26 protein-coding genes are annotated in these 26,854 nt (G+C 52.6%); 10 read left to right on the forward strand and 16 right to left on the reverse strand.

Annotated elements, in window-relative coordinates; translation table 11 throughout:
• Positions 1-14: 14 nt before the first annotated feature.
• Positions 15-824 carry a 23S rRNA (guanine(745)-N(1))-methyltransferase gene (gene rlmA, locus BZK40_RS12680; protein ID WP_008785031.1) on the forward strand — a complete coding sequence of 270 codons (810 nt, stop codon included), beginning with the start codon at positions 15-17 and terminating at the stop codon, positions 822-824.
• Here rlmA and mntP read toward each other — a convergent pair.
• The 5 genes from mntP to manX all read right to left on the reverse strand — a co-directional run bounded on the left by mntP (position 821) and on the right by manX (position 5,025).
• On the reverse strand, positions 821-1,387 hold the full coding sequence (mntP, locus tag BZK40_RS12685) for a manganese efflux pump MntP (RefSeq protein ID WP_020996621.1): 567 nt from the start codon (positions 1,385-1,387) through the stop codon (positions 821-823). The two genes, rlmA and mntP, sit on opposite strands and share 4 nt — an antisense overlap.
• Before the next feature lie 433 nt (positions 1,388-1,820).
• Positions 1,821-2,279, reverse strand: a complete 459-nt coding sequence (locus BZK40_RS12695; RefSeq protein ID WP_048216190.1) for a DUF986 family protein — start codon at positions 2,277-2,279, stop codon at positions 1,821-1,823.
• A gap of 60 nt (positions 2,280-2,339) precedes the next feature.
• On the reverse strand, positions 2,340-3,191 hold the full coding sequence (locus BZK40_RS12700) for a PTS mannose transporter subunit IID (protein ID WP_003833769.1): 852 nt from the start codon (positions 3,189-3,191) through the stop codon (positions 2,340-2,342).
• 12 nt (positions 3,192-3,203) lie between these two features.
• Complete coding sequence (locus BZK40_RS12705) at positions 3,204-4,004, reverse strand: PTS mannose/fructose/sorbose transporter subunit IIC (protein WP_003021004.1); 801 nt, start codon at positions 4,002-4,004, stop codon at positions 3,204-3,206.
• 58 nt (positions 4,005-4,062) lie between these two features.
• Positions 4,063-5,025: a PTS mannose transporter subunit IIAB gene (manX, locus tag BZK40_RS12710; protein ID WP_003833768.1), complete on the reverse strand. Its 963-nt coding sequence runs from the start codon at positions 5,023-5,025 to the stop codon at positions 4,063-4,065.
• A gap of 313 nt (positions 5,026-5,338) precedes the next feature.
• Between manX and BZK40_RS25030 the strand changes: the two genes are divergently transcribed.
• Together BZK40_RS25030 and yoaE are read left to right on the forward strand one after the other, a co-directional pair.
• Entirely contained in the window at positions 5,339-5,497 is a 159-nt protein-coding gene (locus BZK40_RS25030) for a protein YoaL (RefSeq protein ID WP_370766360.1), read from the forward strand.
• Positions 5,485-7,044 (forward strand): CNNM family cation transport protein YoaE, encoded by a 1,560-nt coding sequence (gene yoaE / locus BZK40_RS12720; RefSeq protein ID WP_008785026.1) that lies wholly within the window; start codon positions 5,485-5,487, stop codon positions 7,042-7,044. Before BZK40_RS25030 ends, yoaE begins: the two co-directional genes overlap by 13 nt.
• A 6-nt stretch (positions 7,045-7,050) precedes the next feature.
• Here yoaE and BZK40_RS12725 read toward each other — a convergent pair whose 3' ends face one another.
• From BZK40_RS12725 to pabB, 4 genes are all read right to left on the reverse strand, one after another.
• Positions 7,051-8,652 carry a cyclic di-3',5'-guanosine monophosphate phosphodiesterase PdeD gene (locus tag BZK40_RS12725; RefSeq protein ID WP_008785025.1) on the reverse strand — a complete coding sequence of 534 codons (1,602 nt, stop codon included), beginning with the start codon at positions 8,650-8,652 and terminating at the stop codon, positions 7,051-7,053.
• 130 nt (positions 8,653-8,782) lie between these two features.
• Entirely contained in the window at positions 8,783-10,147 is a 1,365-nt protein-coding gene (gene sdaA / locus BZK40_RS12730; protein WP_003833765.1) for an L-serine ammonia-lyase, read from the reverse strand.
• A 183-nt stretch (positions 10,148-10,330) separates the two neighbouring features.
• A complete protein-coding gene (locus tag BZK40_RS12735; protein WP_079934741.1) occupies positions 10,331-10,909 on the reverse strand; it encodes a CoA pyrophosphatase in 579 nt (192 codons plus the stop codon).
• Positions 10,910-10,912: 3 nt separating this feature from the next.
• Positions 10,913-12,274 (reverse strand): aminodeoxychorismate synthase component 1, encoded by a 1,362-nt coding sequence (gene pabB, locus BZK40_RS12740; RefSeq protein WP_079934742.1) that lies wholly within the window; start codon positions 12,272-12,274, stop codon positions 10,913-10,915.
• Positions 12,275-12,357: 83 nt separating this feature from the next.
• On the opposite strand from pabB, the gene BZK40_RS12745 reads away from it, so the two are divergent.
• Positions 12,358-12,537 carry a YoaH family protein gene (locus BZK40_RS12745; RefSeq protein WP_003020986.1) on the forward strand — a complete coding sequence of 60 codons (180 nt, stop codon included), beginning with the start codon at positions 12,358-12,360 and terminating at the stop codon, positions 12,535-12,537.
• 6 nt (positions 12,538-12,543) lie between these two features.
• On the opposite strand, the gene BZK40_RS12750 is transcribed toward BZK40_RS12745, so the two are convergent.
• Complete coding sequence (locus tag BZK40_RS12750; RefSeq protein ID WP_003020984.1) at positions 12,544-12,888, reverse strand: RidA family protein; 345 nt, start codon at positions 12,886-12,888, stop codon at positions 12,544-12,546.
• Between the two features lie 141 nt (positions 12,889-13,029).
• On the opposite strand from BZK40_RS12750, the gene yoaA reads away from it, so the two are divergent.
• The 5 genes from yoaA (at position 13,030) to rnd (ending at position 19,463) form a co-directional block, all read left to right on the forward strand.
• Positions 13,030-14,940 (forward strand): DNA repair helicase YoaA, encoded by a 1,911-nt coding sequence (gene yoaA, locus BZK40_RS12755; RefSeq protein ID WP_032943757.1) that lies wholly within the window; start codon positions 13,030-13,032, stop codon positions 14,938-14,940.
• A 58-nt stretch (positions 14,941-14,998) separates the two neighbouring features.
• Positions 14,999-15,694, forward strand: coding sequence for a tRNA (adenosine(37)-N6)-threonylcarbamoyltransferase complex dimerization subunit type 1 TsaB (gene tsaB, locus BZK40_RS12760; RefSeq protein ID WP_079934743.1), 696 nt, complete (start codon positions 14,999-15,001; stop codon positions 15,692-15,694).
• A gap of 94 nt (positions 15,695-15,788) precedes the next feature.
• Entirely contained in the window at positions 15,789-16,373 is a 585-nt protein-coding gene (locus BZK40_RS12765) for a Slp family lipoprotein (RefSeq protein ID WP_003020975.1), read from the forward strand.
• A 204-nt stretch (positions 16,374-16,577) separates the two neighbouring features.
• A complete protein-coding gene (gene fadD, locus BZK40_RS12775; protein ID WP_122973804.1) occupies positions 16,578-18,263 on the forward strand; it encodes a long-chain-fatty-acid--CoA ligase FadD in 1,686 nt (561 codons plus the stop codon).
• A gap of 84 nt (positions 18,264-18,347) precedes the next feature.
• Positions 18,348-19,463: a ribonuclease D gene (rnd, locus tag BZK40_RS12780; protein ID WP_079934744.1), complete on the forward strand. Its 1,116-nt coding sequence runs from the start codon at positions 18,348-18,350 to the stop codon at positions 19,461-19,463.
• A gap of 49 nt (positions 19,464-19,512) precedes the next feature.
• On the opposite strand, the gene BZK40_RS12785 is transcribed toward rnd, so the two are convergent.
• From BZK40_RS12785 to BZK40_RS12800, 4 genes are all read right to left on the reverse strand, one after another.
• Positions 19,513-20,478: a PDR/VanB family oxidoreductase gene (locus BZK40_RS12785; protein ID WP_079934745.1), complete on the reverse strand. Its 966-nt coding sequence runs from the start codon at positions 20,476-20,478 to the stop codon at positions 19,513-19,515.
• A gap of 71 nt (positions 20,479-20,549) precedes the next feature.
• A complete protein-coding gene (yeaW, locus tag BZK40_RS12790; protein WP_003833746.1) occupies positions 20,550-21,674 on the reverse strand; it encodes a carnitine monooxygenase, oxygenase subunit YeaW in 1,125 nt (374 codons plus the stop codon).
• 44 nt (positions 21,675-21,718) lie between these two features.
• Entirely contained in the window at positions 21,719-23,320 is a 1,602-nt protein-coding gene (locus BZK40_RS12795; protein WP_008785019.1) for a BCCT family transporter, read from the reverse strand.
• 251 nt (positions 23,321-23,571) lie between these two features.
• A complete protein-coding gene (locus tag BZK40_RS12800) occupies positions 23,572-24,654 on the reverse strand; it encodes a tartrate dehydrogenase (protein ID WP_079934746.1) in 1,083 nt (360 codons plus the stop codon).
• A 103-nt stretch (positions 24,655-24,757) separates the two neighbouring features.
• Here BZK40_RS12800 and BZK40_RS12805 point away from each other — a divergent pair, with 103 nt between their 5' ends.
• A complete protein-coding gene (locus BZK40_RS12805; protein WP_020996618.1) occupies positions 24,758-25,675 on the forward strand; it encodes a LysR family transcriptional regulator in 918 nt (305 codons plus the stop codon).
• Positions 25,676-25,761: 86 nt separating this feature from the next.
• On the opposite strand, the gene minE is transcribed toward BZK40_RS12805, so the two are convergent.
• Positions 25,762-26,028: a cell division topological specificity factor MinE gene (minE, locus tag BZK40_RS12810; protein ID WP_003833739.1), complete on the reverse strand. Its 267-nt coding sequence runs from the start codon at positions 26,026-26,028 to the stop codon at positions 25,762-25,764.
• A 3-nt stretch (positions 26,029-26,031) separates the two neighbouring features.
• Entirely contained in the window at positions 26,032-26,844 is an 813-nt protein-coding gene (minD, locus tag BZK40_RS12815; RefSeq protein WP_003020956.1) for a septum site-determining protein MinD, read from the reverse strand.
• Positions 26,845-26,854 lie beyond the last annotated feature (10 nt).

Consider the following 26,854-nt stretch of genomic DNA (forward strand, 5'->3'; position numbering starts at 1 on the left):
CTGCCGGAGTTGTCATGTCGTTTTCCTGTCCTCTTTGCCACCAGCCTCTTACTCAAGCGAATAACAGTTTTGTCTGCCCCGGGCGGCACCAGTTTGACGTGGCGAAAGAAGGGTATGTCAACTTACTGCCGGTTCAGCATAAACGATCGCGCGATCCGGGTGACAGCGCTGAGATGATGCAGGCGCGACGGGCATTTCTTGATGCCGGGCACTATCAACCGTTGCGTGATGCGATTGTGAATGTGCTGAAAGAGAAGTCGACTTCAGAAGATGCAGCGATCCTGGATATTGGCTGTGGGGAAGGGTATTACACCCATGCGTTTGCCGACGCCCTGACGGGTTGTACAACCTTTGGTCTTGACGTCTCCAAAGTGGCAATTAAAGCTGCAGCCAGACGCTATCCGCAGGTGACCTTTTGCGTTGCCTCCAGTCATCGTCTGCCGTTCGCAGATGAGTCAATGGATGCCATCATCAGGATCTACGCGCCCTGTAAAGCGCAAGAGCTGGCACGCGTGGTTAAACCGGGGGGATGGGTTATCACCGCCACGCCGGGACCGCGTCATTTAATGGAACTGAAAGGGCTTATTTATGATGAGGTGCGTTTGCATGCGCCGCACACAGAGCAACTGGACGGTTTTGTTCTGCAACAGAGTATTGCGCTGGGGTATCAGATGCAGCTTCAGGGCAGCGAGGCCGTTGCGTTACTGCAAATGACGCCGTTCGCCTGGCGGGCAAAGCCGGAGGTGTGGGAAACGTTAGCGGAGAAAAAGACGTTTGACTGCCAGACCGACTTTAGTATTCATGTCTGGCAGCGTCTGAATTAACCGTGGAAGTGTGCCCAGAGGATCTGGGCACCGATACCAATCAGCACCACCCCACCCAAAATTTCTGCTCGTTTGCCCAGCATCGGGCCAATGAAACGACCAATCATCATGCCGAGCGTGGACATAATCAATGTGGCGCAGCCGATGGCCAGCGCAGTGGCAATAATATTGACCTGCAGGAAAGCCAGACCCACCCCGACGGCCATTGCGTCGAGACTGGTGGCAATGGCGGTGGTAACCAGCAGCCAGAAACCATGACGGCGCTGCGGTTCTTCATCCTCATCACCGTTATCGCGAAAACCTTCGATTATCATTCGCCCGCCTAAAAAGATCAGCAGAATGAAGGCGATCCAGTGGTTCCACTCCAGCACGAATTTGCTGGCCAACATACCCATGCCCCAGCCAATCAGCGGCGTAAGCGTTTCAACTGCGCCGAATATCAGACCTGTGCGCAATGCTTCAGAAAATTTGGGTTTATGCAGGGTGGCGCCTTTGCCAATTGATGCAGCGAAAGCATCCATCGACATGCCAAAAGCGAGAAGAACGGTAGCGGTGAGATTCATAACAGCGTCCTGACCGGGGTATCCATAAAACACATCACTGCCCCCAGTAACCATGCATACAGGCCGGAATCACTGTAAATACAGCGCCATTCAGATATGCATTGCAGTTGATGTGCCTATGGTCTCGCCTGACTGAACCTGTAAATTCAGTCCGTACGCGCCACGTTTTTCAACGAGTATGTTGACACGTACATTTCCGGAGTCTGGAAATCGGCTACTCCCCAACGACGGGCGCAACCTTAACATATTTTGAGAATATAAAACAAGAAACGCAGAAATAATATTTGACTTCTAATTGAAAACGATTTTCATTTAGATTTATTTATAAATAAAACGTTAAAATAAATAACATTGTGGACAGTTAAATATAGCCTTGGCTATGTTTGTTTTTATACTGATATATAAAAAACATAGTTCAGGCTATATTTGTAACCTATTGATTTGAAATTAAAAGTTTATATATCTTCTCAAGATCGTCTATATTTCGTACGCGGATCAACAATCTTCGATGTTCTAATTGCATCACTAATACACCGTCTTCAGATAAATTCATCTCTTTAATGCGGTTATATTCAATCCAGACGTTGGCGAAGAAAAAACCTTTCTGCTTGAAGATGATTTTTGGCGTACGGATCCAGAACAGATACAACCCCATCAATACCAGTGCACATAATAACCATGTGGTAAATTGCGCGCCGTGGCTGGTGATGTTGTTGTAGATAAGAATAGCTACCAAGCCAAGGAAGATAACGCTGTCGACTCTGCTGCGGGGAAGCAGGGCGACAGTAAGCAGAGTAGGGCCATTACGGCGGGGCATGATGAACTGATCGTAAATGGCATACGCCAGCAGCGAAAAGATAAATAGAACCAGCACCAGGTCCGTGATAGTCATGAATCCTCAACCCTCTAAATAGAAAAACCGGGGGCAAGCCCCCGGTGATGCACAACAGTCTTACAGGCCGAGCAGTCCGACAGCGTAGCCCGCGATACCGATGACGAAGAAGCCAACGATGATCCACAGCGGGTTCACTTTCTTACGCAGCAGCCACATACAGGCGAATGTCAGCAGCAGAGGAACCAGACCCGGCATCAGCTGGTCAAGGATAGTCTGCACGGTGGTAACACGAGTCTGACCATCCTGACCGGTGATAGTGGAAACTACCAGCGGGATGTTTACGTGCGTCCACTTGTTAACCAATGCCCCCATGACAAACAGGCCGAGGATTGACGCCCCCTCGGTCAGTTTCTGCAGGAAGCCGCCGCCCATATCTTTAACGATATCGACACCTTTACGGTAGCCATATGCCACACCGTAATAACGGGTTGCCAGACGAACCAGGTTAAACAGGATGAAGAACAGCAGTGGCCCCAGCAGGCTGCCGCTCATCGCGATACCTGCGCCGAGTGCGGCGAAGACCGGACGTACGGTACCCCAGAAGATCGGGTCACCGACGCCTGCCAGCGGACCCATCAGACCAACTTTGATACCGTTGATGGCACCATCGTCAATCTCTGCGCCGTTTGCACGCTGTTCTTCCATTGCCAGCGTAACGCCCAGTACTGGAGCCGCTACGTACGGATGGGTGTTAAAGAATTCCAGGTGACGCTTAATCGCTTGCTTACGTGCATCGTTGTTTTCCGGGTACAAGCGGCGGATAGCCGGTACCATGGAGAAACAGAAACCCAGCGCCTGCATACGTTCGAAGTTCCATGAACCCTGAAACAGGTTAGAACGAATGAACACGCCACGAATGTCACTCGGAGTGAGTTTTTTCTCGGTGGTAGTTTTAGTCATATCAACCATTTCGCTCACCTGCTAGTCCAGTTCGTTATCGAGATCGTTATTGCCAGCCGCCGCAGCAGGTGCACCGGCAACGCGGTTATATTTCGGGCTCAGCTGAATGTAGAGGATGGCCATAACTGCGCCAATCACACCCAGAGCAACCAGGTTGAAGTTAGTAAATGCCGCGGTGACGAAGCCGAGGTAGAAGAATGGCATCAGATAGCCTGCGCGCATCATGTTGATGACCATCGCATAACCAACCACTACGATCATACCGCCTGCGATGTTCAGACCACCGGTTACGACTTCCGGAATGGCGTTAAGCATGCTCTGAACTTCACTGGTACCAACAGAAATCGCAACGATTACCGCCGGGATAGCGATACGCATAGCCTGCAGGAACAGAGAGGATACGTGCAGCCAGGAGAGCGCAGTCAGGTTACCGTTTTCGGCTGCCTTATCCGCTGCGTGCTGGAATGCTACGGTGATTGTACGAACGATAATGGTCAGTACCTGGCCTGCTGCTGCCAGTGGGATAGCCAGCGCGATACCGGCACCAATGCTTTGGTGACCCGCGATAACCAGAACGGTAGAGATAATTGAGGCCAGTGCGGCATCTGGTGCAACCGCAGCACCGATGTTCATCCAGCCCAGGGCGATCATTTCCAGGGTACCACCGATGATGATACCGGTTTTCATATCCCCGAGAACGGCACCAATCAGCGTACAGGCCACCAACGGACGGTGGAACTGAAATTCATCGAGTACCGACTCCATACCCGCGATACATGCGACGATGAACACCAGCACAATCTGAAGAGTGGTAATCTCCATTGTACTTCTCCTATTGCTATACAGACTTAAGTGTGAAAACTAAGTAAATGCCAGAGAATTATTTCACCTTGGCAATCAAATCCATCATTTTCAGTTTCTGATCGGTAGAAACCTTACGGGCCTCAAGCTCAATACCGCGTTCGTTGAGTTTCTTGAAGGCTTCGATGTCTTTGTCATCGACAGAAATTGCGTTGTTTACCTGCGTTTTACCCTGACGGAAAGCCATACCGCCAATGTTCACTGAGGTAATTTTCACACCACCTTCAACGATACGTTCTACGTCGGTTGGGTTGGTGAACAACAGCATCACACGCTCACCTGCATATTTCGGGTTGTTGTAGACGCGGATCATTTTCGCGACATCAACCACATGCGCCGTCACACCCGGAGGTGCTACCTGAGTCAGCAGCGTTTTACGCACGGTATCGGCGGCAACTTCATCACTGACGACGATAATGCGTGTTACGTTGGTTTCTTTGGTCCAGCGAGTTGCCACCTGACCATGGATTAAGCGGTCATCAATACGCGCCAGGCCGATCTGCATATAATCGTTCGGACCCATTGGTTTCGCGGGGGTTGCTGCTTTAGGTGCCGCGACAGGGGCAGGAGCGGCTTTTTCCACCGGTTTTGCTTTCAGCGCTTTCACGCCTTCGCTACCGGTTTCAACGGCCAGTGCCACTAATTCATCAAAGCTTGGGTTGTCATCACGCGCCATGAAGGTCTCAACCAGCATGGGAATGTTCACACCGGCGATTACTTCGTAATGCTCTTTATCGACGACAATGCGGCTCGCAGCGTTAAACGGGCTGCCTCCCCATGTGTCAACGAGAAACAGCACGCCTTTACTGGTATCGAGTTTTGCCAACTGAGCGTTGTACTTTTCGATCAGCGTTTCAGCATTTTCGCCTGGAACGAAATCGATCCAGCCGACGTTTTCCTGCTCGCCTAACAGCATCTCTGCCGTCTTAAGTAACTGCTCTGCAGCCCAACCATGTGTGCCTATTACAATAGCAATGGTCACTTGCTACCTCCTTTATTATCGTTAACACATCAACGTGAAGATGTATTTGAATCGTCGTCCGCAATCGAATCGATTCAGATAAGGGTTACAAAGAAAAACCTATGATTTTCGTGAATTATTTTAGATATCGAAAAAAATATTTTATGTGATGAAGATCCGTAATTTAACTTCCGATAAAAAGAAATTTCGAAGGGTAAAATATCTCCGAAACAACTTATTGCAAAGGAAGGTAAATCTTTGCTAAAAACAGCTTCTCTCTGTTATGTTTAGCATCTGTTTAATTACTCAGGAGTATAGGGCAGTAGCCCACCATATGGATCGTCACCGACGTCATTTCACCTTCAGGCCGTATCAAGCCTGTCAGATTGGCACTTTTTGCCACAAATTTTCTCTGCATATCGCTTTAACGCCTGAGATCCTCAGCGCGCAGTTTGGTCATTCCTTAAGCAGGAGCTTGTCATGGAATTATTAATGGACCCGCAGATTTGGGTGGGTTTGCTCACGCTTGTCGTTCTCGAAATTGTTCTGGGTATTGATAACCTGGTCTTCATTGCGATCCTGGCTGATAAGCTGCCGCCGAAACAGCGTGATAAAGCGCGTTTAATCGGTTTGTCACTGGCACTGATTATGCGTCTGGGCTTGTTGTCCGTGATTTCGTGGATGGTGACGCTGACAAAGCCGCTGTTCACGGTAATGGACTATGCGTTCTCGGGGCGCGATCTGATTATGCTGCTGGGGGGTATCTTCCTCTTGTTCAAGGCTACGACAGAGCTGCATGAGCGGCTGGAAAACCGTGAACATGATACCGGGCAGACGAAAGGGTATGCGAGCTTTTGGGTTGTCGTAACGCAGATTGTCATCCTCGATGCGGTGTTCTCGCTGGATGCCGTGATTACGGCGGTCGGCATGGTCAACCATCTGCCAGTGATGATGGCGGCAGTAGTGATTGCCATGGCCGTGATGCTGCTGGCCTCTAAGCCGCTGACACGATTTGTGAACCAACACCCGACGGTGGTGGTGCTGTGTCTGAGCTTCCTGTTGATGATTGGTCTGAGCCTGGTTGCCGAAGGGTTTGGCTTCCATATTCCGAAAGGTTATCTGTATGCGGCGATTGGTTTCTCGATCATCATCGAGTTGTTTAACCAGATTGCCCGTCGTAACTTTATTCGCCACCAGTCGACGCTGCCGCTGCGTGCACGTACTGCCGATGCAATCCTGCGTCTGATGGGCGGTAAACGTCAGGCCAGCGTGCAGATGGAATCCGATAACCCGGTGCCGGTTCCTGTCCCGGAAGGCGCGTTTGTGGAAGAAGAACGCTATATGATCAACGGCGTCCTCTCCCTGGCGTCGCGTTCGTTACGCGGCATTATGACGCCTCGTGGTGAAATCAGCTGGGTTGATGCCGACCTGAGCGTGGCAGAAATTCGCGAGCAGTTGCTCTCTTCACCTCACAGCCTGTTCCCGGTGTGTCGTGGCGAACTGGATGAAATCATCGGTATCGTGCGTGCTAAAGAGCTGCTGGTGGCGCTGGAAGACGGTGTGGATGTGGCGGCGATTGCCTCTGCTTCTCCGGCTATCGTTGTTCCGGAAACGCTGGACCCGATCAATCTGTTAGGCGTTCTGCGTCGTGCCCGCGGTAGCTTCGTTATCGTCACTAACGAGTTTGGCGTAGTACAGGGTCTGGTCACGCCGCTGGACGTATTAGAAGCCATTGCTGGTGAATTCCCGGATGCCGATGAAACACCAGAAATTATAGCTGATGCAGGTGGTTGGTTGGTCAAAGGCGGTACCGATCTGCATGCGTTGCAACAGGCGCTGGACGTGGATACGTTAGTGAATGAAGACGAAGACATCGCCACGGTGGCAGGTTTAGTCATTGCGGCTAACGGCCATATTCCACGTGTCGGTGATGTTATCGAGGTTGCACCGCTGAGTATTACGATTGTCGAAGCGAATGACTATCGTGTGGATTTAGTTCGCATTGTTAAAGAACAACCCGCTCACGACGAAGACGAGTAACCGGGTTTAGCGAAACGGCATGACGGGCATACTGTGTCGCCCGTTATGTCGGGTGGGCGGCGGCGTGCTGCCCGCCAGCCATTTTGGGAAATCACGCAGCGGCATTGGCTTTGCGTACAAAAAACCTTGCAACAAATGTACGCCGTGTCGGCGCAAATGCTGAGCCTGCGCCTGGGTTTCAACGCCTTCCGCCACCAGTTCTATATTCAATTTTTTCCCCAAAGCGATAATGATGTCTGTGACGGTTGAGTTCACGGCGTCTGTTCCTATGGCCGAAGTAAATGATTTATCGATCTTCAGCACATCCGGGCGTAGTTTTTCCAGCCAGGAGAGCGAGCTGTTACCGGTACCGAAATCATCAATCGCCAGTTTTACGCCAAGCCGATTTAATTCGCGTACGACCCGATAATCCACATCCAGTAACGCATCTCGTTCGGTAAGTTCGATGACTAACTGCTGAATGGGATGCTGGCTAAACCAATACTGGTTGAGATCTTTTAGCAGCGTGCCGTTACGAAAATGGCTGGCGGCGACATTAATCCCAATATGAAACTGGCTGCTCATCGGGAAAACGTGTCTTTGCTGAATGGTTTCTGCGATGACATGACGGGTTAGCGGCACAATCAGGTTGTGCTCCTCAGCGATGGGAATAAACACTTCCGGAGAGATCCAACCCTGGCGTGGGTTATTCCAGCGTAGAAGAATCTCCACGCCCATGCATTGCTGGGTTTGCGCATTAAGCAGCGGCTGGCAAAATAGCTCGAATTCCCGAGCAGCAAGGGCCAGATTAATCTCCCAGGAAAAACTCATTCTGCTGGCGGTCGCCAGCCATGCCAGGTAACCCACTAATAAACTTAGGATCACCGCCAGCGGCAGCTGTGTTGGCAGATGTTTAATCGCCAGTTCACTGGGACCGGGGCCGGTGACGCTAATGGTAAACGGGAAATGTTGAGATGACAGCTGGTAGCGTTTTTCATCATTTAGCTTAGGCAGAGTATCGACCACACCTTGATCATACAGTAGATGCCGATTACCAACGGTTAAGCTGGCATCGGTGATCTGCGGCGGCTGGGGTTCAAGCAACATAGACGACAATAAATCGATATTGACGATTTCCAGCACGCCATCTTCACCATCGGCAGAGGATGGATACCATTGCGTCAGAATCGGGCTGCCTTTTATCAGCGAATGGTCAGTAGACAGCAGCAGTTGCGGTTCCCTGCTGGGTAATTCGGGCTGTAGTTGACGAATGGGGACATTGCGATACCCAAAAATGCTGGAGCAATAGAGGATCCCGCTTTGAATCAGATTAATAGAACGCACCGTTTGCAGTCTTGCGGCATGTTTGCTTAACGGTAAACGTGCCACTGAGCAGGGGAGGCCAATTAACGGCAGCAATACATCACGTCCGGTCTGCAAGGGTAAAAGTACGTCATCCAGTTCTTCTACAGCATGGTTGGCAAAGGTGACGATATTTCGGTGATTTAAATTACGCTCCGAAATAAATCGAACAGTTAATGTGAGGATGAGCGTCAGTAGTGCACATACTGTGCAAACGATTAAGCGATTCCGGCGATAATTTTTAATGATCCGTTGTGCTGTTTGCATGCGGGCCGCCCGATAAGCCGTTGGTCACAGAAGCCAACAGCAACAGAGCAAGTGTAGTGGGGAAAATTACAGTAGACGAGGGAGAGGGGGCAAATTCGCCCATCCGTCGCAGATGGGCGAAAACTAAGTATTAGTCACATTGAACTTTGATTGCCAGGCCACCGCGTGACGTTTCGCGGTATTTGGCGTTCATGTCTTTACCTGTTTCGTACATGGTCTCAATGACTTTATCCAGCGAGACGCGCGGCGCGCTGGTACGGCGCATTGCCATACGCGCAGCGTTGATCGCCTTCACTGAAGCAATGGCGTTACGCTCAATGCACGGAACCTGTACCTGACCGGCAACCGGATCGCAGGTTAAGCCGAGGTTATGTTCCATGCCGATTTCGGCAGCAACACACACCTGCTCAGGGCTCGCGCCCAACAGTTCAGCCAGACCAGCGGCAGCCATGGAGCAGGCTACGCCAACTTCACCCTGACAACCTACTTCTGCACCAGAGATTGAGGCGTTCATTTTGTACAACGCGCCAATTGCACCGGCCGCCAGGAAATAGCGGGTATAGATATCTGGGCTGACGGACTCGATGAAATGATCGTAATAGGCCAGTACCGCAGGCACGATACCGCAGGCACCGTTGGTTGGCGCTGTCACTACGCGACCGCCCGCGGCGTTTTCTTCGTTAACGGCCAGCGCGAACATGTTCACCCAGTCGATCACGTTCATCGGATCGTTGGACAGCTTATCGCTGGAAACCAGCATACGACGCAGAGCTGAAGCACGACGAGGAACGCGCAGCGGACCCGGCAACACACCTTCGGTGTTCATGCCACGATCGATACAGGCCTGCATGGTTTGCCAGACGTGGCCAAAGTACTCTTCAATCTCTTTTTTGCTGTGCAGAGCAAGTTCGTTCTGCATCGCCATGCCAGAGAGAGACAGGCCGGTGCTGTTGCAGTACTCCAGCATTTCAGTCGCGGATTTGAACGGATAAGGCACGCTGACCTCGCCCGCGGCATCCTGACCAAAATGTTCTTCATCAACGATGAATCCACCGCCGATTGAGTAGTAGGTTTTGCTATAAATGACGGTTTCGCCATTGTACGCATGGATCTGCATTCCGTTTTCATGCAGCGGCAGGTTGCCGTTGTGAAAACGCATCCCGTCATTCTGCGGGAAATCCACTTCGTGCTGACCTTGCGCAAGCAGCAGGCGTCCACGCGTTTCTACGTCGCGGATAAATCCGGGGATGCTATCAATATCCACGGTAGCAGGCTCATTGCCCGCCAGACCCATAATAATGGCGATATCGGTGTGGTGACCTTTACCCGTGAGCGACAGTGAACCATACACGTCGACGGCGACACGAGTAACGCTGTCCAGTAATCCTTTTTCGACCAGGTCATCGACGAACTGTTTACCCGCCTTCATAGGCCCTACGGTATGGGAAGATGAGGGACCAATCCCCACCTTAAACATGTCGAATAGACTAATCACGATAATACTCCTACAGGGCGACTGGGCTTTCCAGTAACGATGTTATAACTGCGCATAGTGTAAGAGGGAACGCGGCGATCGGCTTAACTATTCACATGAATTAAACTAATAGATAACCGCGGTTTTACTAATGTTGTGACCTGAGTTTCAAGTTGTCTATGGCGCGCGTAAAGATAAGTATAGTCAGGGCTTGACGCCAATTTGAAGCGCCAGCTCACGAATTATTCCGGCAGTCATTCCCCAGACGAAATATTGCTCATACCAGGAAAGCCATACGCGATGTGAATCGCCACGACGGTAAATATCCAACGGGTGGTAACGACCTAAATGCAGGGCCTGGGCCAGCGGCATTTCGAACACTGCTGAAACTTCATCTTCACTGGCGCGATACGGCAGATTAGGCGGGATAATGCCTACCACTGGGGTGACCTGGAAACCGGTCACGCTGTCGACCGGCGGCAGAACGCCGATCACTTCTACGCATGAAGGTGGGATCGCCACCTCCTCCTGTGCCTCGCGAAGGGCGGCGGCAATTAACGAGGCATCACTGCTATCCACCGCCCCACCGGGGAAGGCGACCTGTCCGGCGTGCCTGCGCAGGTGAACGGAACGTTGGGTTAACAACAATCCCGGCTGTGGACGACGCACGACGGGGATCAGTACGGCGGCCTGGCGCTGGTTTAACGCGGCATGATTGACCTGCGGGCGCAGGAGTTGAAAGCGCGATAAAAAATCATCAAGCGTCAGGCTGCTGTATTCCACGTCTCAGTTCTCCAGTTGGTGCAAAATACGATTCACTTTATCAAATGTTTCCTGATACTCAGCGTCTTCCTGACTGTCCGCCACTATGCCGCCGCCAGCGGAACAATAAATTTGTCCGTTTATGGCTGTCAGCGTGCGAATGGTGATGCTGGTATCCATATTGCCGCAGAAACTCAGATAACCGATGCTGCCGCACCAGGCATTACGTCTTTGTGGCTCCAGTTCGTCAATAATTTCCATCGCCCGCACTTTCGGCGCACCGGTAATAGAGCCGCCGGGGAAGGCGGCGCGTAGCAGATCGGTGGCGTGTAATGACTCTGGCAGACGTGCGGTAATGGTGCTGACCAAATGATGAACGGCAGGGAACGGTTCGACGACAAACAGCTCCGGAACCTGTACCGAACCCGGTACGGCAACGCGGCCAATATCATTACGCATCAAATCGACGATCATCAGGTTCTCCGCACGATCCTTCGGCGAATTCGCCAGCCGCCGGGCCTGCTCACGATCGGCATCGGCATCTTCAAGCCTGGGCAACGTACCTTTAATAGGACGGGTCTGGATATGCTGGTTCTCCAGCAGAATAAAACGTTCTGGCGAAAGGCTGAGGATAACGCCTTCCTCAAGACGAATAAACGCGCTGAACGGGGCGCGGTTAGCGTGATTGAGTTTGACAAATGCCTGCCACTCATCCCCCTCGTAACGCGCTTGAAAACGCTGCGCGAGGTTGACCTGGTAACAATCGCCGCTGTGCAGATAGCCCTGTACCTGGCGGAATTTTTCGCCATACCGGGCGCGGCTCATATTGGACTGCCACGCCGAGGTCAATGTAAACGGCTCACACGTTGGCGGTTGTTGCGCGTCGAGCCATTTCAGGCGAGCCTCGACATCGGTATGGCTGAGCAGCGATACGGTCTGCAACTGGTGGTCAACAATCAGCGCCCAGTCATAAATGCCAACGGCCATATCCGGTAGCGTAATATCGCGCTCAGCAATAGTCGGCAGAGATTCAAAGCGTCGGCCAAGGTCGTAGCCAAACAGACCTAACGCGCCGCCCTGAAACGGCAGATCCGGTTGATACTCGGGGTGAATCTTGTGTGCAGCTAGCGCGGAATGTAATACCGTCATTGGATCATCAAGCGAGCGCGTGATTGCGTGCCCGTCCTGCACTACGGTCTCTTCAGCACGTATAACCAACGTGGTGACGGGATCCGCCACCAGAATATCAAAGCGGTTATGCGGATGGTCGGCTTGACCTGAATGCAGCAGCATCGCCCAGGGCAGATGGCTTAATGTCGAAAAATAGCGTTCAGCGGCGTCCTGACGCCAGGGTAATGTGATTACTGCGGGAGATAACGTCTTCATCAGTCCTGACTCGTTGCTACTCTACTGGCTAACTGCCCGGTAGCATGAAATAATTAGCGCAGACAATTTAGCAGGAGTTAACAATGTTTGCAGGTTTACCTTCACTCAGTCATGAGCAGCAGCAAAAAGCGGTAGAGCGTATTCAGGAGCTGATGTCGCAGGGGATGAGCAGCGGACAAGCCATTGCTCTGGTTGCTGAAGAGTTACGCGCCAGTCATACCGGCGAGCGGATCGTGGCGCGTTTTGAAGATGAAGACGAATAACGCCGCTTAAACTGCAGCGATTATCTTAATCTCAACTTTGTATTTCGGGTTCATCAATCCGGCCTGAACGGTACAACGTACCGGCGCGTGGCCAGCAACGACCCACGCGTCCCAGGCTTTGTTCATGGCGGCAAAATCGTTTTTGTCTGCCAAAAATAGGGTGGCATCAAGAATACGTGACTTGTTGCTGCCTTGTTTTTCCAGCACCGCATCAATTTGCGCCAGCGTATTTGCCGTCTGCTCAAAGGCGTCTGCATCCAGATTTTCCGGCACGCCGGTGTAATACAGCGTGTTGTTGTGGATTACCACGTCGGACCAACGCGCTTCGGCATCAATGCGCACAATCGTCATAAATCATTCCTCATTTACGTTTTTTCATAATAGCTTTGGGTTGCGCCAAGACTGCCATAATGTTGTGCCCACGTCACCTCTTCAACTGGCGAAAGACCCGCTGGCCTGACATAATCCCTGTTCAAATGAACAGGGGGCAGTGTGACGGACGATTTTGCAGCAGACGGTCAGTTGGCTAAAGCGATACCGGGTTTTAAACCGCGAGAACCACAGCGGCAGATGGCCATCGCCGTCAGTCATGCCATCGAAAAATCACAACCGCTGGTGGTAGAAGCCGGAACCGGAACGGGTAAAACCTACGCTTATCTTGCCCCAGCGCTGCGTGCCGGAAAGAAGGTCATTGTCTCCACGGGCTCGAAGGCGTTACAGGATCAGCTATACAGCCGCGACCTCCCGACCGTCGCTAAAGCACTGAAGTTCACCGGTAAACTGGCGCTGCTGAAAGGGCGTTCAAACTATCTGTGCCTTGAGCGTCTTGAACAGCAGGCGCTGGCGGGTGGCGACTTGCCGGTACAAACGTTAAGCGACGTCATTCTGCTGCGCTCCTGGTCAAATCAAACCCTTGATGGGGACATCAGCACCTGCGTCAGCGTGGCGGAAGACTCTCAGGCCTGGCCGCTGGTGACCAGCACTAATGACAACTGTCTGGGCAGCGACTGCCCGCTGTATAAAGAGTGTTTTGTCGTTAAAGCGCGTAAAAAAGCGATGGATGCGGATGTCGTCGTGGTTAACCATCATCTGTTTCTCGCCGATATGGTGGTAAAAGAGAGCGGGTTTGGCGAACTGATCCCGGAAGCTGATGTGATGATCTTCGATGAAGCGCATCAGTTACCGGATATCGCCAGCCAGTACTTTGGTCAATCGCTCTCCAGTCGCCAGCTGTTAGACCTGGCGAAAGACATCACCATTGCCTATCGCACCGAGCTGAAAGACACTCAGCAGCTGCAAAAGTGCGCCGATCGCCTTGCACAAAGCGCTCAGGACTTCCGCTTGCAGCTTGGTGAGCCGGGCTATCGCGGAAACCTGCGGGAACTGCTGGTCGACCAGCGCGTACAGCGCGCGTTTTTGCTGCTCGATGACACGCTGGAGCTGTGTTATGACGTGGCGAAGCTGTCTCTTGGGCGTTCGGCATTGCTGGATGCCGCGTTTGAGCGCGCCACGCTTTATCGTGCGCGTCTGAAGCGCCTGAAAGAGATCAACCAGCCAGGCTTCAGCTACTGGTATGAATGCACCTCCCGCCATTTCACCCTCGCGCTGACGCCGCTTACGGTGGCGGATAAATTCAAAGAAGTGATGGAACAAAAGCCGGGCTGCTGGATTTTTACTTCCGCGACGCTGTCGGTAAACGATGACCTTCATCATTTCACTGCACGACTGGGTATTGAAGATGCCGAGTCGATGCTGCTGCCAAGCCCATTTGATTACACGCGCCAGGCGCTGCTGTGCGTGCCGCGTAATCTCCCGCAAACCAATCAGCCGGGGGCTGCACGCCAGTTAGCATCCATGCTGCGACCTATTATCGAGGCGAACAACGGCCGCTGTTTTATGCTGTGCACTTCGCACGCGATGATGCGCGATCTGGCGGAACAATTCCGCGCTACCATGACGCTTCCCGTACTGCTGCAGGGCGAAACCAGCAAAGGACAACTGCTACAGCAGTTTGTCAGCGCAGGTAATGCGCTATTGGTTGCCACCAGCAGCTTCTGGGAGGGCGTGGACGTGCGCGGCGATACGCTGTCGCTGGTGATAATCGATAAACTGCCATTTACCTCGCCGGACGACCCGCTGTTAAAAGCCCGAATGGAGGATTGTCGACTGCGCGGCGGCGATCCGTTTGAAGACGTCCAGTTGCCGGATGCGGTAATCACCCTGAAGCAGGGTGTAGGGCGTCTGATACGTGATGCTGACGATCGCGGCGTGCTGGTGATTTGCGACAATCGTCTGGTTATGCGGCCATACGGCGCCACCTTCCTGGCGAGTCTTCCTCCTGCGCCGCGGACGCGTGACATCGCTCGCGCGGTTCGCTTTCTTGCCATACCAACGACTGAGTAATTTGTTACGGAGTGTGGTAAGATGCGCGCCAAATTTATTGATCTGATCACAAACACCCATGCGAATTCTGGCTATCGATACCGCCACAGAGGCGTGCTCTGTTGCCCTGTGGAATGACGGTACTATCAAGGCTCTCTTTGAGCTTTGCCCACGAGAACACACCCAACGAATTTTACCGATGGTTCAGGAAATCCTGGCCGCTGGCGATCTCACGTTAACCGATATCGACGCCCTGGCGTTTGGTCGCGGTCCCGGCAGTTTCACCGGCGTGCGTATCGGTATTGGCATTGCTCAGGGGCTGGCGTTAGGCGCAAACTTACCGATGATCGGCGTCTCCACCCTGGCGACCATGGCACAGGGCGCCTGGCGTAAGTCGGGCGCGACTCGCGTACTGGCGGCGATTGACGCGCGAATGGGCGAAGTCTACTGGGCCGAATACCAGCGTGATGACAACGGTAACTGGCACGGTGAAAAAACCGAAGCGGTGTTAACCCCCGAGCAGGTACATGAGCGTTTATTGCAGCTGTCTGGCGACTGGGTGACGGTCGGGACGGGCTGGCCGGCATGGCCTGAGCTTGGTAAAGACAGCGGGCTGACGCTCAGCGATGGTGACGTGCTGCTTCCAGCGGCTGAAGACATGCTGCCCGTCGCCACGCAAATGCTGGCTGCGGGTGAGACCGTAGCGGTCGAACACGCTGAACCGGTTTATTTACGTAACACCGTGGCGTGGAAGAAACTTCCCGGTAAAGAATGAATCTTAGTAGTAGAACCCCGGCTAAGACGTACAGTCGTCAGTGCACAGCATTGTGAACAGGCCGGGGCAGAAGCTAAGAAAAGGGAGTCACAATATGGCGGTGCAAAAGCAGTTATTGAAAGGTGTGTTGGCGGGGGCCTTAGCGTTAATGCTTAGCGGCTGCGTCACCATCCCGGATGCGATTAAAGGTTCGAGCCCGATGCCGCAGCAGGATCTGGTGCGGGTGATGAATGCGCCGCAGCTGTATGTCGGACAGGAAGCGCGTTTCGGCGGCAAAGTGGTGGATATTCAGAACCAGCAGGGAAAATCCCGTCTGGAAATTGCCACCGTTCCGCTCGATAGCGGTGCGCGCCCCGTGCTGGGTGAAGCCTCTCGTGGGCGGATATATGCTGATGTAAATGGCTTCCTTGACCCGGTGGACTTTCGCGGGCAACTGGTCACCGTCGTCGGCCCGATAAGCGGTACAGTGGACGGAAAAATCGGTAATACGCCGTATAAATTCATGCTGATGCAGGTAACTGGTTATAAACGCTGGCATATTACTCAGCAGATTGTCATGCCGCCTCAGCCTATCGACCCCTGGTTCTACGGTGCGCGTGGCTGGCCTTACGGTGGCTACGGCGGATGGGGCTGGTACAATCCCGGCCCGGCACAGGTTCAGACCATAGTAACAGAGTAACTCTTTGTTTTAATGGTAAAAGAAACAGCGGCTCGTCCGCTGTTTCTGCATTAACGTGGATATAAGAAAAATAAATAGTGACGTGCTTCGCAACCTTGTCGTTGTGTAATAAACAAACTGGTACGCTGAGTTAATATTATGTTAACAGTTTGTTTATTGCCTGGGGTTGTGATGACGACGAATACGCATTTTAGAGGTGATGTATTGAAAAAGGTTTGGCTTAACCGTTATCCCGCTGGTGTTCCTGCGGAGATCAATCCTGACCGTTATCAATCCCTGGTGGAACTCTTTGAACACTCAGTAAGACGGTATGCCGATCAGCCCGCGTTTGTAAACATGGGGGAGGTGATGACCTTCCGCAAGCTTGAAGAGCGTAGCCGTGCGTTTGCCGCATATTTGCAACAGGGGCTCGGGCTGAAAAAGGGCGATCGCGTCGCGCTGATGATGCCGAATCTGCTGCAATATCCGGTCGCACTGTTTGGGATTTTACGTGCCGGCATGATCGTCGTGAATGTGAACCCGTTGTATACGCCTCGCGAGCTGGAACATCAGCTCAACGATAGCGGCGCGTCGGCGATTGTCATCGTGTCCAACTTTGCCCACACGCTGGAAAAAGTGGTCGACAAAACGTCGGTGCAACACGTGATCCTGACGCGTATGGGCGATCAGCTGTCGACCGCCAAAGGAACGCTGGTTAACTTTGTCGTGAAGTACATCAAGCGCCTGGTGCCGAAGTATCACCTGCCGGATGCCATCTCGTTTCGCAGTGCGCTGCAAAACGGCTATCGCATGCAGTATGTGAAACCCGAAGTGGTGTCGGAAGATCTGGCGTTCCTGCAATATACCGGCGGGACAACCGGCGTGGCGAAAGGCGCGATGCTCACGCACCGCAACATGCTGGCTAACCTGGAGCAGGTTAACGCCACCTACGGCCCGTTGCTGCATCCGGGCAAAGAACTGGTGGTAACGGCTCTACCGCTGTATCACATTTTTGCGCTGACGATGAACTGCCTGCTGTTTATTGAGCTGGGTGGTCAAAACCTGCTGATTACTAACCCGCGTGATATCCCAGGACTGGTCAAAGAACTGGCGAAGTATCCGTTTACCGCGATGACCGGCGTCAATACGCTGTTTAACGCGCTGCTGAATAACAAAGAGTTTCAGCAACTGGACTTCTCGTCACTGCACCTTTCAGCAGGTGGCGGAATGCCGGTTCAACAGGCAGTGGCTGAGCGCTGGGTGAAGCTGACAGGGCAGTATCTTCTGGAAGGTTATGGCCTGACGGAGTGCGCGCCGCTGGTGAGTGTTAACCCTCACGATATTGACTACCACAGCGGAAGTATCGGTTTACCGGTTCCCTCCACTGAGGTCAAGCTGGTGGACGACGACGACAACGAAGTGCCGCCGGGAGAACCGGGTGAGCTGTGTGTGAAAGGTCCACAGGTGATGCTGGGCTACTGGCAGCGACCGGACGCCACTGACGAAATCATCAAAGACGGCTGGCTGCACACCGGCGATATTGCGGTGATGGATGATGAAGGCTTCCTGCGTATTGTCGATCGTAAGAAGGACATGATCCTGGTATCCGGCTTTAACGTCTATCCGAACGAAATTGAAGACGTGGTTATGCAACACCCTGGCGTGCAGGAAGTGGCTGCGGTTGGGGTTCCGTCCGGCAGCAGCGGTGAAGCGGTGAAAATTTTCGTAGTGAAGAAAGATGCCTCGTTAACCGATGAAGCGCTGGTCACTTTCTGTCGTCGTCACCTGACGGGCTATAAAGTACCAAAGCTGGTGGAGTTTCGCGATGAGTTGCCGAAATCTAACGTTGGTAAAATTTTGCGACGAGAATTACGTGACGAAGCGCGTGCCAAAGTGGACAATAAAGGCTGAGCGTTAAGTCAGCCAGTAGAAAACGCCGGGAAATCCGGCGTTTTTTTTGGCGCAAACCTAAGAGAGCACGATTTGAATTATCAAATGATCACCACGGACGACGCGTTGGCCACGCTGTGCGAAGCCGTCCGTGAATTTCCGGCGATAGCCCTGGATACAGAATTTGTTCGCACGCGTACCTATTATCCGCAGTTGGGGCTGATCCAGCTGTTTGATGGCAAACACGTTGCTCTGATTGATCCGCAGGGGATCACCGACTGGTCGCCGCTGCGCGATATTCTGCGTGATACTGCCATCACCAAATTCCTGCATGCAGGTAGCGAAGATCTGGAAGTGTTTCTCAACGCTTTTGGCGAACTGCCGCAGCCGTTGATTGATACACAAATTCTGGCTGCTTTTTGCGGTCGTCCGCTGTCGTGGGGGTTTGCCGCGATGGTGGAAGAGTTTACGGGGGTGGCGCTGGACAAAAGCGAATCCCGCACCGACTGGCTGGCCAGACCACTGACCGAGCGTCAGTGTGAGTACGCGGCGGCTGATGTCTGGTATCTATTACCGATCACCACAAAACTGATGGTTGAAACTGAAACCAGCGGCTGGCTGCCAGCCGCACTGGACGAATGTCGCTTAATGCAGCAGCGTCGCCAGGAGGTTCTGGCGCCTGAAGACGCATGGCGCGACATCACCAACGCCTGGCAACTGCGTACCCGTCAGTTGGCCTGCCTGCAACTGCTTGCCGACTGGCGACTGCGTAAAGCGCGTGAGCGCGATCTGGCAGTGAACTTTGTGGTGCGTGAAGAACACCTGTGGTCGGTCGCTCGTTATATGCCAGGGAGTCTGGGTGAACTGGACAGCCTCGGCCTTTCCGGTAGTGAAATTCGCTTCCACGGCAAAACGCTGATTTCTCTGGTAGAAAAAGCGCAGGCTTTACCGGAAGAATCACTGCCACAGCCGCTGCTGAATTTGATGGATATGCCCGGATACCGCAAAGCGTTTAAAGCTATTAAGGCGCTGGTTGCCGAGGTGAGTACTGAGCATAATCTTAGCGTCGAACTGCTGGCTTCACGCCGTCAAATCAACCAGTTACTCAACTGGCACTGGAAATTAAAGCCGCAGCAGACCCTGCCGGAGTTGGTTTCCGGTTGGCGTGGCGAACTGATGTCCGATCGTCTCAACGCGCTGCTGCAGGAATATCCGCAGTAAGTCACCAGGCTCGCCGGGTTGCGCCATTGCTAACCCGGCCTGCGCAACGCTACAAATCAAGCACCAGGCGCTTACCTTTGGCGCGTGAGCAGCAAATAAGCATGCTTTGCTGGCTGGCTTTTTCGTCGTCGCTGAAATACTGATCGCGGTGATCCGCTTCCCCTTCAAGAATCGTCGTTTCACAGGTGCCGCAAACACCTTCCCGGCACAGGCACTCAACGCGCGCGGCTTTGTTATTTTCGATAACCTGCAAAATGGTCATCTCTTCCGGGACCACAAACTCGCGTCCTGAACGCGCCAGAATCAGGGTAAAGGCATCACCGCTTTTATCTTCCAGCGCAAATTGTTCGAAATGTAGCGTATTGCTGTCCAGTCTATGGAGGGAAGCCGCTTCTCTGACGGCATCGTTGAGCACTGCTGGCCCGCAGGTGTAAATATGTGTGCCGGGTTCGACATCGGCCAGCAGGCGAGATAAATCAAGGCGGGTCCCTGCGCTTGACAGATGCAGATGAATACGATCGACGCTGGGGTGCTGCAGGAGTTCGTCATAAAACGCGCAGTTGTCCTGACTGGGAGAGCAATAATGCAGTTGCCATTGCGCCTTAGAATGTTCCAGCTCCGGGATATGCGATAAAAACGGTGTGATGCCGATACCTCCGGCAATCAACAGATGTTGTTGTGCCTGAGGAGCGAGGGCGAACAGATTGTTTGGTGTGGAGATCGTGAGCGTGTCGCCGGGTTTCACGTTTTGATGCAGATATCGTGAGCCGCCTTTGGATGCTTCCTCCAGTCGTACGGCGATTTGCCAGGTGCTCGTATCAAAGGGTGAACTCATCAGCGAGTATGCATTGCTGTACAGATTCTCGCCATCGCGCATCTGCACGATAATATGGCTGCCACCCTGAAACGCGGGCAACGGCTCGCCTGATGTCGCCGTTAAGGTAAAGCGTTTTACCTGCGCGGTAATCGTCTCAATCCGGCTGACCCGGACTTCTTGCATTTGATAATCAGACATTGCGGCACTCCCTAAAAAATCTGTCCGGCGCGGCTTGACGATGCGCCGGAACCTGTCGTTACAGCCTCTGGTTATTCCTGAAACACCTGCGCGACCAGATTATGGAAATGGGCAATGCCATGTTCGGAGATACCGCTGCCGCTGGTGTCGGCCATAATGCGGCCCTGACCGCGATACCCGCGCGATTTCAACCCTTTTTGGACGCTTTCAACCAGACGTAAATCTTCAGGGCGGAAGACGTTGCGATACCATTCGATCAGTTGTTTCTGCTCTTCGGTCAGCTCTTCGTTGGTGAAGTAGATGTCATAGTTTTGCAGCGTAGTTTCTGCATCCACTGGAAATTCGTAGATAACGGTCATCATGCCTTTGATTGGCGTAACGTTGAGCATGGTGCACGGCCACAGCCAGAAACCGTGGAAGGCGGCATCAACACCCTCTTCGAACTTAAATGACTGCTCAGACGGTTTGGCGAAACCGTATTGTAGCGTCCAGTTGCCGTGCATAGTATGCCAGTAACGATCAACCTGAACCGAGTCGGAAAAACCAGGGTGAGCCGGGCCGCAGTGGTAGCACTCCAGATAGTTATCGACAATATTCTTCCAGTTGGCTGGAGTTCGGGTCGTAAAGCGCGCCGCCAGCTTCAGGTCATGCACATCAGGGCAGGCTTCGATAACTTTGTCTGCAAGACCTGGGAGTTGTTCTTCTACGCTGCCTGCGTTCGGATCCATGTTGATAAACACGAATCCGGCATATTCTTCCAGCCGTACCGGGGTGAGATGTGCTTTCTCACTGTCGAAGTTGGCAACGTTTTCGCAGTTACGTGCATGCGCCAGGTTACCGTCAAGCTTGAATGCCCAGGCGTGGTAAGGGCAGGTAATCACATTTTTCGCTTTCCCTTCGCCGCTCAACAGTTGATGACCACGATGCGGGCAAACGTTGTAGAACGCGCGCAGCACGTTATCGCGACCACGTACCAGCACGATGTTCTCGCCAATCACTTCCCGGGTTACATAGTCATTGGGTTTCGCCAGTTCGCTACTGTGGGCGACGCAAATCCAGCTCTTAGCGAACACTTTCTCCTGCTCGTGCTCGAAGGCCTGATGGTCGGTATAGAACCGGGCAGGGATAGTCCAGGCGTCCTGCGGGTTGGCACAGAAATTTTGCGGCAGAATAAACTCAGGGCTCAGATTGCTCATTGGAATACCTTTAATTTGTGAGTAAGAGGATTTTTTACTGGCGCTTAATTGTCGCCTTTGAGTAATGTCCCGGCCGGTGGTGCGACGGGGACGTCCACTGGCGTTTCGGGGAGATGACCTTCAATTTGATGTGCAGGAACGTGGGCATAGTCCTGCCGTACCCAGCGAAGAAAACCGCCAACCTTCACCAACAGAATGGCGAGGAAGGGAAGTGCGGTCAGAACCACCGTGGTCTTCATGGTTTCCAGGGACGCGCCGGTGAACAAAATTGATAATGGGATCAGGGTGATGACCACGCACCAGAACAGACGTAAGCTACGCTGCGGATCTTCCCCTTCCTGCAGGTTACGCGTGCTGGTGGCCGCCATGGTGTAGGCGACGGCATCCATATGCGAGGCGAGAAAAATAATCATGATCGCCAGATACGCCACCAGGAACAGTTTCCCGGCAGGCAACGACATCAACACTTGCTGTACGGCTGTTTCGCCGCCTAACGTGGCCATAACCTGCGGTACGTCGATCACACCGTTCACAAATTGGTGAATGGAGTAGCTTTCCATCACGCCAAAGAAGAACCAGCAGCCAACGGTACTACCCAGGATTAACGCCCAGATAACCTCTTTGATTTTGCGACCACGGGATACGCGAGTGACAAACATTGCCACGCCAGGGGTGTAGGAGATCCACCACAGCCAATAGAACACCGTCCAGTTGCGGGTGAACTCACCGTTGCCGAGCGGGTCGGTGAACAGACTCATCTGCAAAAAGTTTTGTGTCGTCAGACCGATGGCGTTAATGATGTTGTTGGTGATGAACTCGGTCGGGCCGACAATCAGCACCAGCAGCGGCAGTAAAAACGCCCCCCAGCCGACCATTTTGCTCAGACGTTGCAAGCCGTTGTTGATGCCAATCCAGGAGCTCAGACAGAAAATGCCGCCAGAGAACAGGATAACAAACGCCTGTACGGTGAAATTATCCGGTAAACCTGTGAGAGCCGATAAACCACGGGTAAAGGTGGCGGCGGTGACAACCAGAGAGATGGTTAACGCGCCAACTGTGGCGATCAGGAACATCAAATCAACCAGCCGGCCCCAGACGCCCTGCGGATGCACGCCGGTGATAGCGGCGATTATTCCGGACAGGCTCAGCCCTTTGTTTTTCCGCACATGAAAGTGGTAGGCCATGGTTAATGAAGCCAGCGTATAGGTCGCCCAGGCGCTGATTCCCCAATGGAAAAAAGAGTAGGGTAAGCTGTATTCCAGCGCTTTTTGCGAGTGCGGAGCGATATTCAGACCTGGGGTCTGGTAATAATAGGCCCACTCAGCAACGCCCCAATAGAGCGTGGAGGAACCTAGTCCGGCACAAATAAACATAAACAGCCAGGACAGCGTGCTGTATTCCGCTTTTCCTTCTCCCAGACGAATGTTGCCGTATTTGCTGGTGGCCAGCCAGACGACCAGACCCATCGCCATCAGAACGAGGATCTGCACGGCGGAACCCAGCATCCGGGTAACGCCGTTAAAAAGGGTATTTGCGACTTGTGCAGACTGCTGAGGGAAGAGACTAAGTGTGGCGGCGATGAAAAGAATAGCCACCAGACTGATGGCTATCAGCGGCATGTCTTTTTTCTTAACGTTGCTCAACATGGGATCTCCTGGGCACAGTTGCCCGCGTATGGCATTAGCCTGTCGTTGTTATCATGCTGTAGGGAATCAGTGATCTTGTATTTAACAATTTTATTATTTGTTATTTACATGAATTAAACAATTGCTCGATGCGTGAAGCAATAAAACACAGAACGGAAATAATAAAAGGTGAATTGGCGCAGGTTATTGGTGCCATAAAAAGCATAAAAAAGCCGCGTCAGTGACGCGGCTCATATTCCGTGGTTTGACCTCTAACGCAATGCCCGAGAGATGGCCTCGCCAACCTGTTGGGTGGTGGCATTGCCTTTCATATCCGGTGTTTTCGGGCCGCTGGCAATAACCTGCTCAATTGCCGCCAGAATACCGTCGTGGGCGGCTTTATAGTTAGCATCACCGTTGCCAAGGAAGTCGAGCATCATGGCGCCAGCCCAGATAGTCGCTATAGGGTTGGCGAGGTTCTTGCCGTAGATATCGGGGGCCGAACCGTGTACTGGCTCGAACAGAGACGGGAAGGTGCGTTCCGGGTTTAAGTTGGCTGAAGGCGCAATGCCAATCGTTCCGGTACAGGCTGGACCGAGATCGGAGAGGATGTCGCCAAACAGGTTGGAGGCAACCACCACGTCAAAACGCTCCGGCTGCATCACAAAGCGGGCGCAGAGTATATCAATATGCTGTTTATCCCAACGGATCTCGGGATAGTGAGCCGCCATTGCTTCTACACGCTCGTCCCAGTACGGCATGCTGATGGCCAGGCCGTTGGATTTGGTCGCCGAGGTCAGGGTTTTGCGCGGGCGGTTTTGCGCCAGCTCGAAAGCGTAACGCAAAATTCGATCCACACCGCGACGGGTGAAGACCGACTCCTGGATAACCACTTCGTGTTCTGTACCTTCGCTTACGCGTCCGCCGAGTGAAGAGTATTCTCCCTCGGTGTTCTCGCGCACCACATAGAAATCAATGTCGCCAGGCTGCTTACCTGCCAGTGGGCAAGGTACGCCCGGAAACAGGCGTACCGGGCGCAGGTTGACATACTGGTCGAATTCGCGGCGAAACTTAAGCAGCGAGCCCCATAATGAGATGTGGTCCGGTACGGTTTCCGGCCAGCCAACGGCACCAAAATAGATAGCATCGAAGGATTGTAACTGCTCGTGCCAGTCATCCGGCATCATCTTTCCGTGATGGGCGTAGTACTCGCAGCTGGCCCATTCCATTTGCTCAAAGCTGAGTGACAACCCCCAACGCTCGGCGGCTGCCTGCAACACCTGAATGCCTTCAGGCAGGACTTCTTTACCAATGCCATCTCCGGGGATAGCGGCAATACGACAGGTTTTCTTCATAGCAGCTCTCACTTGTACGCCATCAAAATTGACTTTCCCCGTATCCTATAATTGACTGATTAATAGTTAATCCCCCTAACTGGTGAAACATAAAACACAGATCATGAATAATCTGCCTCTGCTAAATGATTTACGCGTCTTTATGCTGGTTGCCCGTCGTGCGGGATTTGCCGCCGTTGCCGAAGAGCTGGGCGTATCTCCGGCTTTTATCAGTAAGCGCGTTGCCCTGTTGGAGCAAACGCTGAACGTGGTGCTGTTGCACCGAACAACGCGGCGCGTAACCATCACGGAAGAGGGGGAGCGGATCTACGAATGGGCACAGCGGATCCTGCAGGATGTCGATCAGATGATGGACGAGCTGTCCGATGCCAGGCAGATCCCGCAGGGGATGCTACGAATTATCAGTAGCTTTGGTTTTGGCCGCCGGGTGGTCGCTCCGGCGCTGTCTGCGCTGGCAAAAGAGTACCCGCAGTTAGAACTGAGGTTCGATGTTGAAGACCGTCTGGTCGATATGGTCAATGAGGGCGTCGATCTCGATATTCGTATCGGGGATGATATCGCGCCGAACCTGATTGCCCGCAAGCTGGCGACTAACTATCGTATTCTGTGCGCCTCGCCGGAATTTGTGGCGCGGCATGGAGTGCCGAAACAACTGAACGATCTTTCTACTTTCCCCTGCCTGGTTATTAAAGAACGTGACCATCCGTTTGGTATCTGGCAAATGCGTAATAAAGAGGGCGCACACTCAATAAAGGTTACGGGGCCGCTGTCGTCTAACCATGGCGAAGTGGTACATCAATGGTGTCTGGATGGGCAGGGAATTGCTTTGCGTTCGTGGTGGGACGTTTGCGACAACATTGCCAGCGGACATCTGGTGCATATATTGCCTGAGTATTATCAACCCGCCAATATATGGGCGGTTTATGTCTCCCGGCTGGCGACGTCGGCAAAAATCCGTATTACGGTTGAGTATTTACGCCGCTATTTTGCCGAAAACTACCCAAAGTTTACTTTGGAATAAATGCTCGATAGGTTAGTCAGAGACAGAAAATAAAAAAGGCAGAATAATCTGCCTTTTTCGTAACCATGATTTAGCGACAAAAGAGCTTATTTAGACTCTTCTGCTTCAGGTAATGTCACGTTAAGTTCGAGGATCGAAATATCGCCGTCTTTTTGTTCAAGTTGTACCGTGACCATTTCGGGATCAATTTGTACATACTTACAGATAACGTCGAGAATATCCTTACGCAGCTGCGGTAAATAATGTGGCTCGGCGTCACTACGACGACGTTCCGCAACAATAATCTGCAGTCGCTCTTTAGCGATGTTCGCTGTGCTCTTTTTCCGCGAGAGAAAAAAATCCAGTAATGCCATAACTTATCCTCCGAACAGGCGTTTGAGGAAACCTTTCTTCTCTTCTTCAATGAAGCGGAAAGGACGTTCTTCTCCCAACAGACGGTCTACGGTATCAGCATAGGCTTTACCGGCATCAGCATTGATGTCGAGAATAACCGGCTCACCCTGGTTAGACGCGCGCAGGACTGACTGATCTTCAGGAATCACGCCAACCAGCTTGATTCGCAGAATTTCCAGTACGTCTTCCATGCTCAGCATGTCACCTTTATTAACGCGGCCAGGGTTGTAGCGCGTCAGCAACAAATGCTCTTTAATCGGATCTTCACCGTTTTCCGCGCGACGAGATTTCGACGCCAGAATACCCAGTATACGGTCAGAGTCACGTACAGAGGAGACTTCCGGGTTGGTGGTAATAATCGCTTCATCGGCAAAATACAGGGCCATCAGCGCACCGGTTTCAATACCCGCCGGAGAGTCGCAGACGATGAAGTCGAATTCCATCGTTTTCAGATCGTCCAGAACTTTCGCGACGCCTTCACGCGTCAGCGCGTCTTTATCGCGAGTTTGTGAGGCCGGAAGAATAAAGAGATTTTCGGTACGCTTATCTTTGATTAGCGCCTGATTTAACGACGCATCGCCCTGAATAACGTTGACGAAGTCGTAAACGACGCGGCGTTCACAACCCATAATCAGATCAAGATTACGCAGGCCGATATCAAAATCAATAACGACAGTTTTCTTTCCCTTCTGGGCCAAACCTGTAGCGATGGCCGCGCTGGAGGTGGTTTTGCCAACGCCCCCTTTACCCGAAGTAACAACAATAATGCGTGCCATAGAAATTCCT

It is taken from the genome of Citrobacter portucalensis (assembly GCF_002042885.1).
Taxonomy (GTDB): Bacteria; Pseudomonadota; Gammaproteobacteria; order Enterobacterales; family Enterobacteriaceae; genus Citrobacter; species Citrobacter portucalensis.

Coding starts and splice junctions, on each gene's coding strand:
- rlmA (WP_008785031.1), top strand. CDS start 15: ATGTCGTTTTCCTGTCCTCTTTGCCACCAGCCTCTTACTCAAGCGAAT.
- mntP (WP_020996621.1), bottom strand. CDS start 1,387: ATGAATCTCACCGCTACCGTTCTTCTCGCTTTTGGCATGTCGATGGAT.
- BZK40_RS12695 (WP_048216190.1), bottom strand. CDS start 2,279: ATGACTATCACGGACCTGGTGCTGGTTCTATTTATCTTTTCGCTGCTG.
- BZK40_RS12700 (WP_003833769.1), bottom strand. CDS start 3,191: ATGGTTGATATGACTAAAACTACCACCGAGAAAAAACTCACTCCGAGT.
- BZK40_RS12705 (WP_003021004.1), bottom strand. CDS start 4,004: ATGGAGATTACCACTCTTCAGATTGTGCTGGTGTTCATCGTCGCATGT.
- BZK40_RS25030 (WP_370766360.1), top strand. CDS start 5,339: ATGGATCGTCACCGACGTCATTTCACCTTCAGGCCGTATCAAGCCTGT.
- yoaE (WP_008785026.1), top strand. CDS start 5,485: ATGGAATTATTAATGGACCCGCAGATTTGGGTGGGTTTGCTCACGCTT.
- BZK40_RS12725 (WP_008785025.1), bottom strand. CDS start 8,652: ATGCAAACAGCACAACGGATCATTAAAAATTATCGCCGGAATCGCTTA.
- pabB (WP_079934742.1), bottom strand. CDS start 12,274: ATGAAGACGTTATCTCCCGCAGTAATCACATTACCCTGGCGTCAGGAC.
- BZK40_RS12745 (WP_003020986.1), top strand. CDS start 12,358: ATGTTTGCAGGTTTACCTTCACTCAGTCATGAGCAGCAGCAAAAAGCG.
- BZK40_RS12750 (WP_003020984.1), bottom strand. CDS start 12,888: ATGACGATTGTGCGCATTGATGCCGAAGCGCGTTGGTCCGACGTGGTA.
- tsaB (WP_079934743.1), top strand. CDS start 14,999: ATGCGAATTCTGGCTATCGATACCGCCACAGAGGCGTGCTCTGTTGCC.
- BZK40_RS12765 (WP_003020975.1), top strand. CDS start 15,789: ATGGCGGTGCAAAAGCAGTTATTGAAAGGTGTGTTGGCGGGGGCCTTA.
- rnd (WP_079934744.1), top strand. CDS start 18,348: ATGATCACCACGGACGACGCGTTGGCCACGCTGTGCGAAGCCGTCCGT.
- BZK40_RS12785 (WP_079934745.1), bottom strand. CDS start 20,478: ATGTCTGATTATCAAATGCAAGAAGTCCGGGTCAGCCGGATTGAGACG.
- yeaW (WP_003833746.1), bottom strand. CDS start 21,674: ATGAGCAATCTGAGCCCTGAGTTTATTCTGCCGCAAAATTTCTGTGCC.
- BZK40_RS12795 (WP_008785019.1), bottom strand. CDS start 23,320: ATGTTGAGCAACGTTAAGAAAAAAGACATGCCGCTGATAGCCATCAGT.
- BZK40_RS12800 (WP_079934746.1), bottom strand. CDS start 24,654: ATGAAGAAAACCTGTCGTATTGCCGCTATCCCCGGAGATGGCATTGGT.
- BZK40_RS12805 (WP_020996618.1), top strand. CDS start 24,758: ATGAATAATCTGCCTCTGCTAAATGATTTACGCGTCTTTATGCTGGTT.
- minE (WP_003833739.1), bottom strand. CDS start 26,028: ATGGCATTACTGGATTTTTTTCTCTCGCGGAAAAAGAGCACAGCGAAC.
- minD (WP_003020956.1), bottom strand. CDS start 26,844: ATGGCACGCATTATTGTTGTTACTTCGGGTAAAGGGGGCGTTGGCAAA.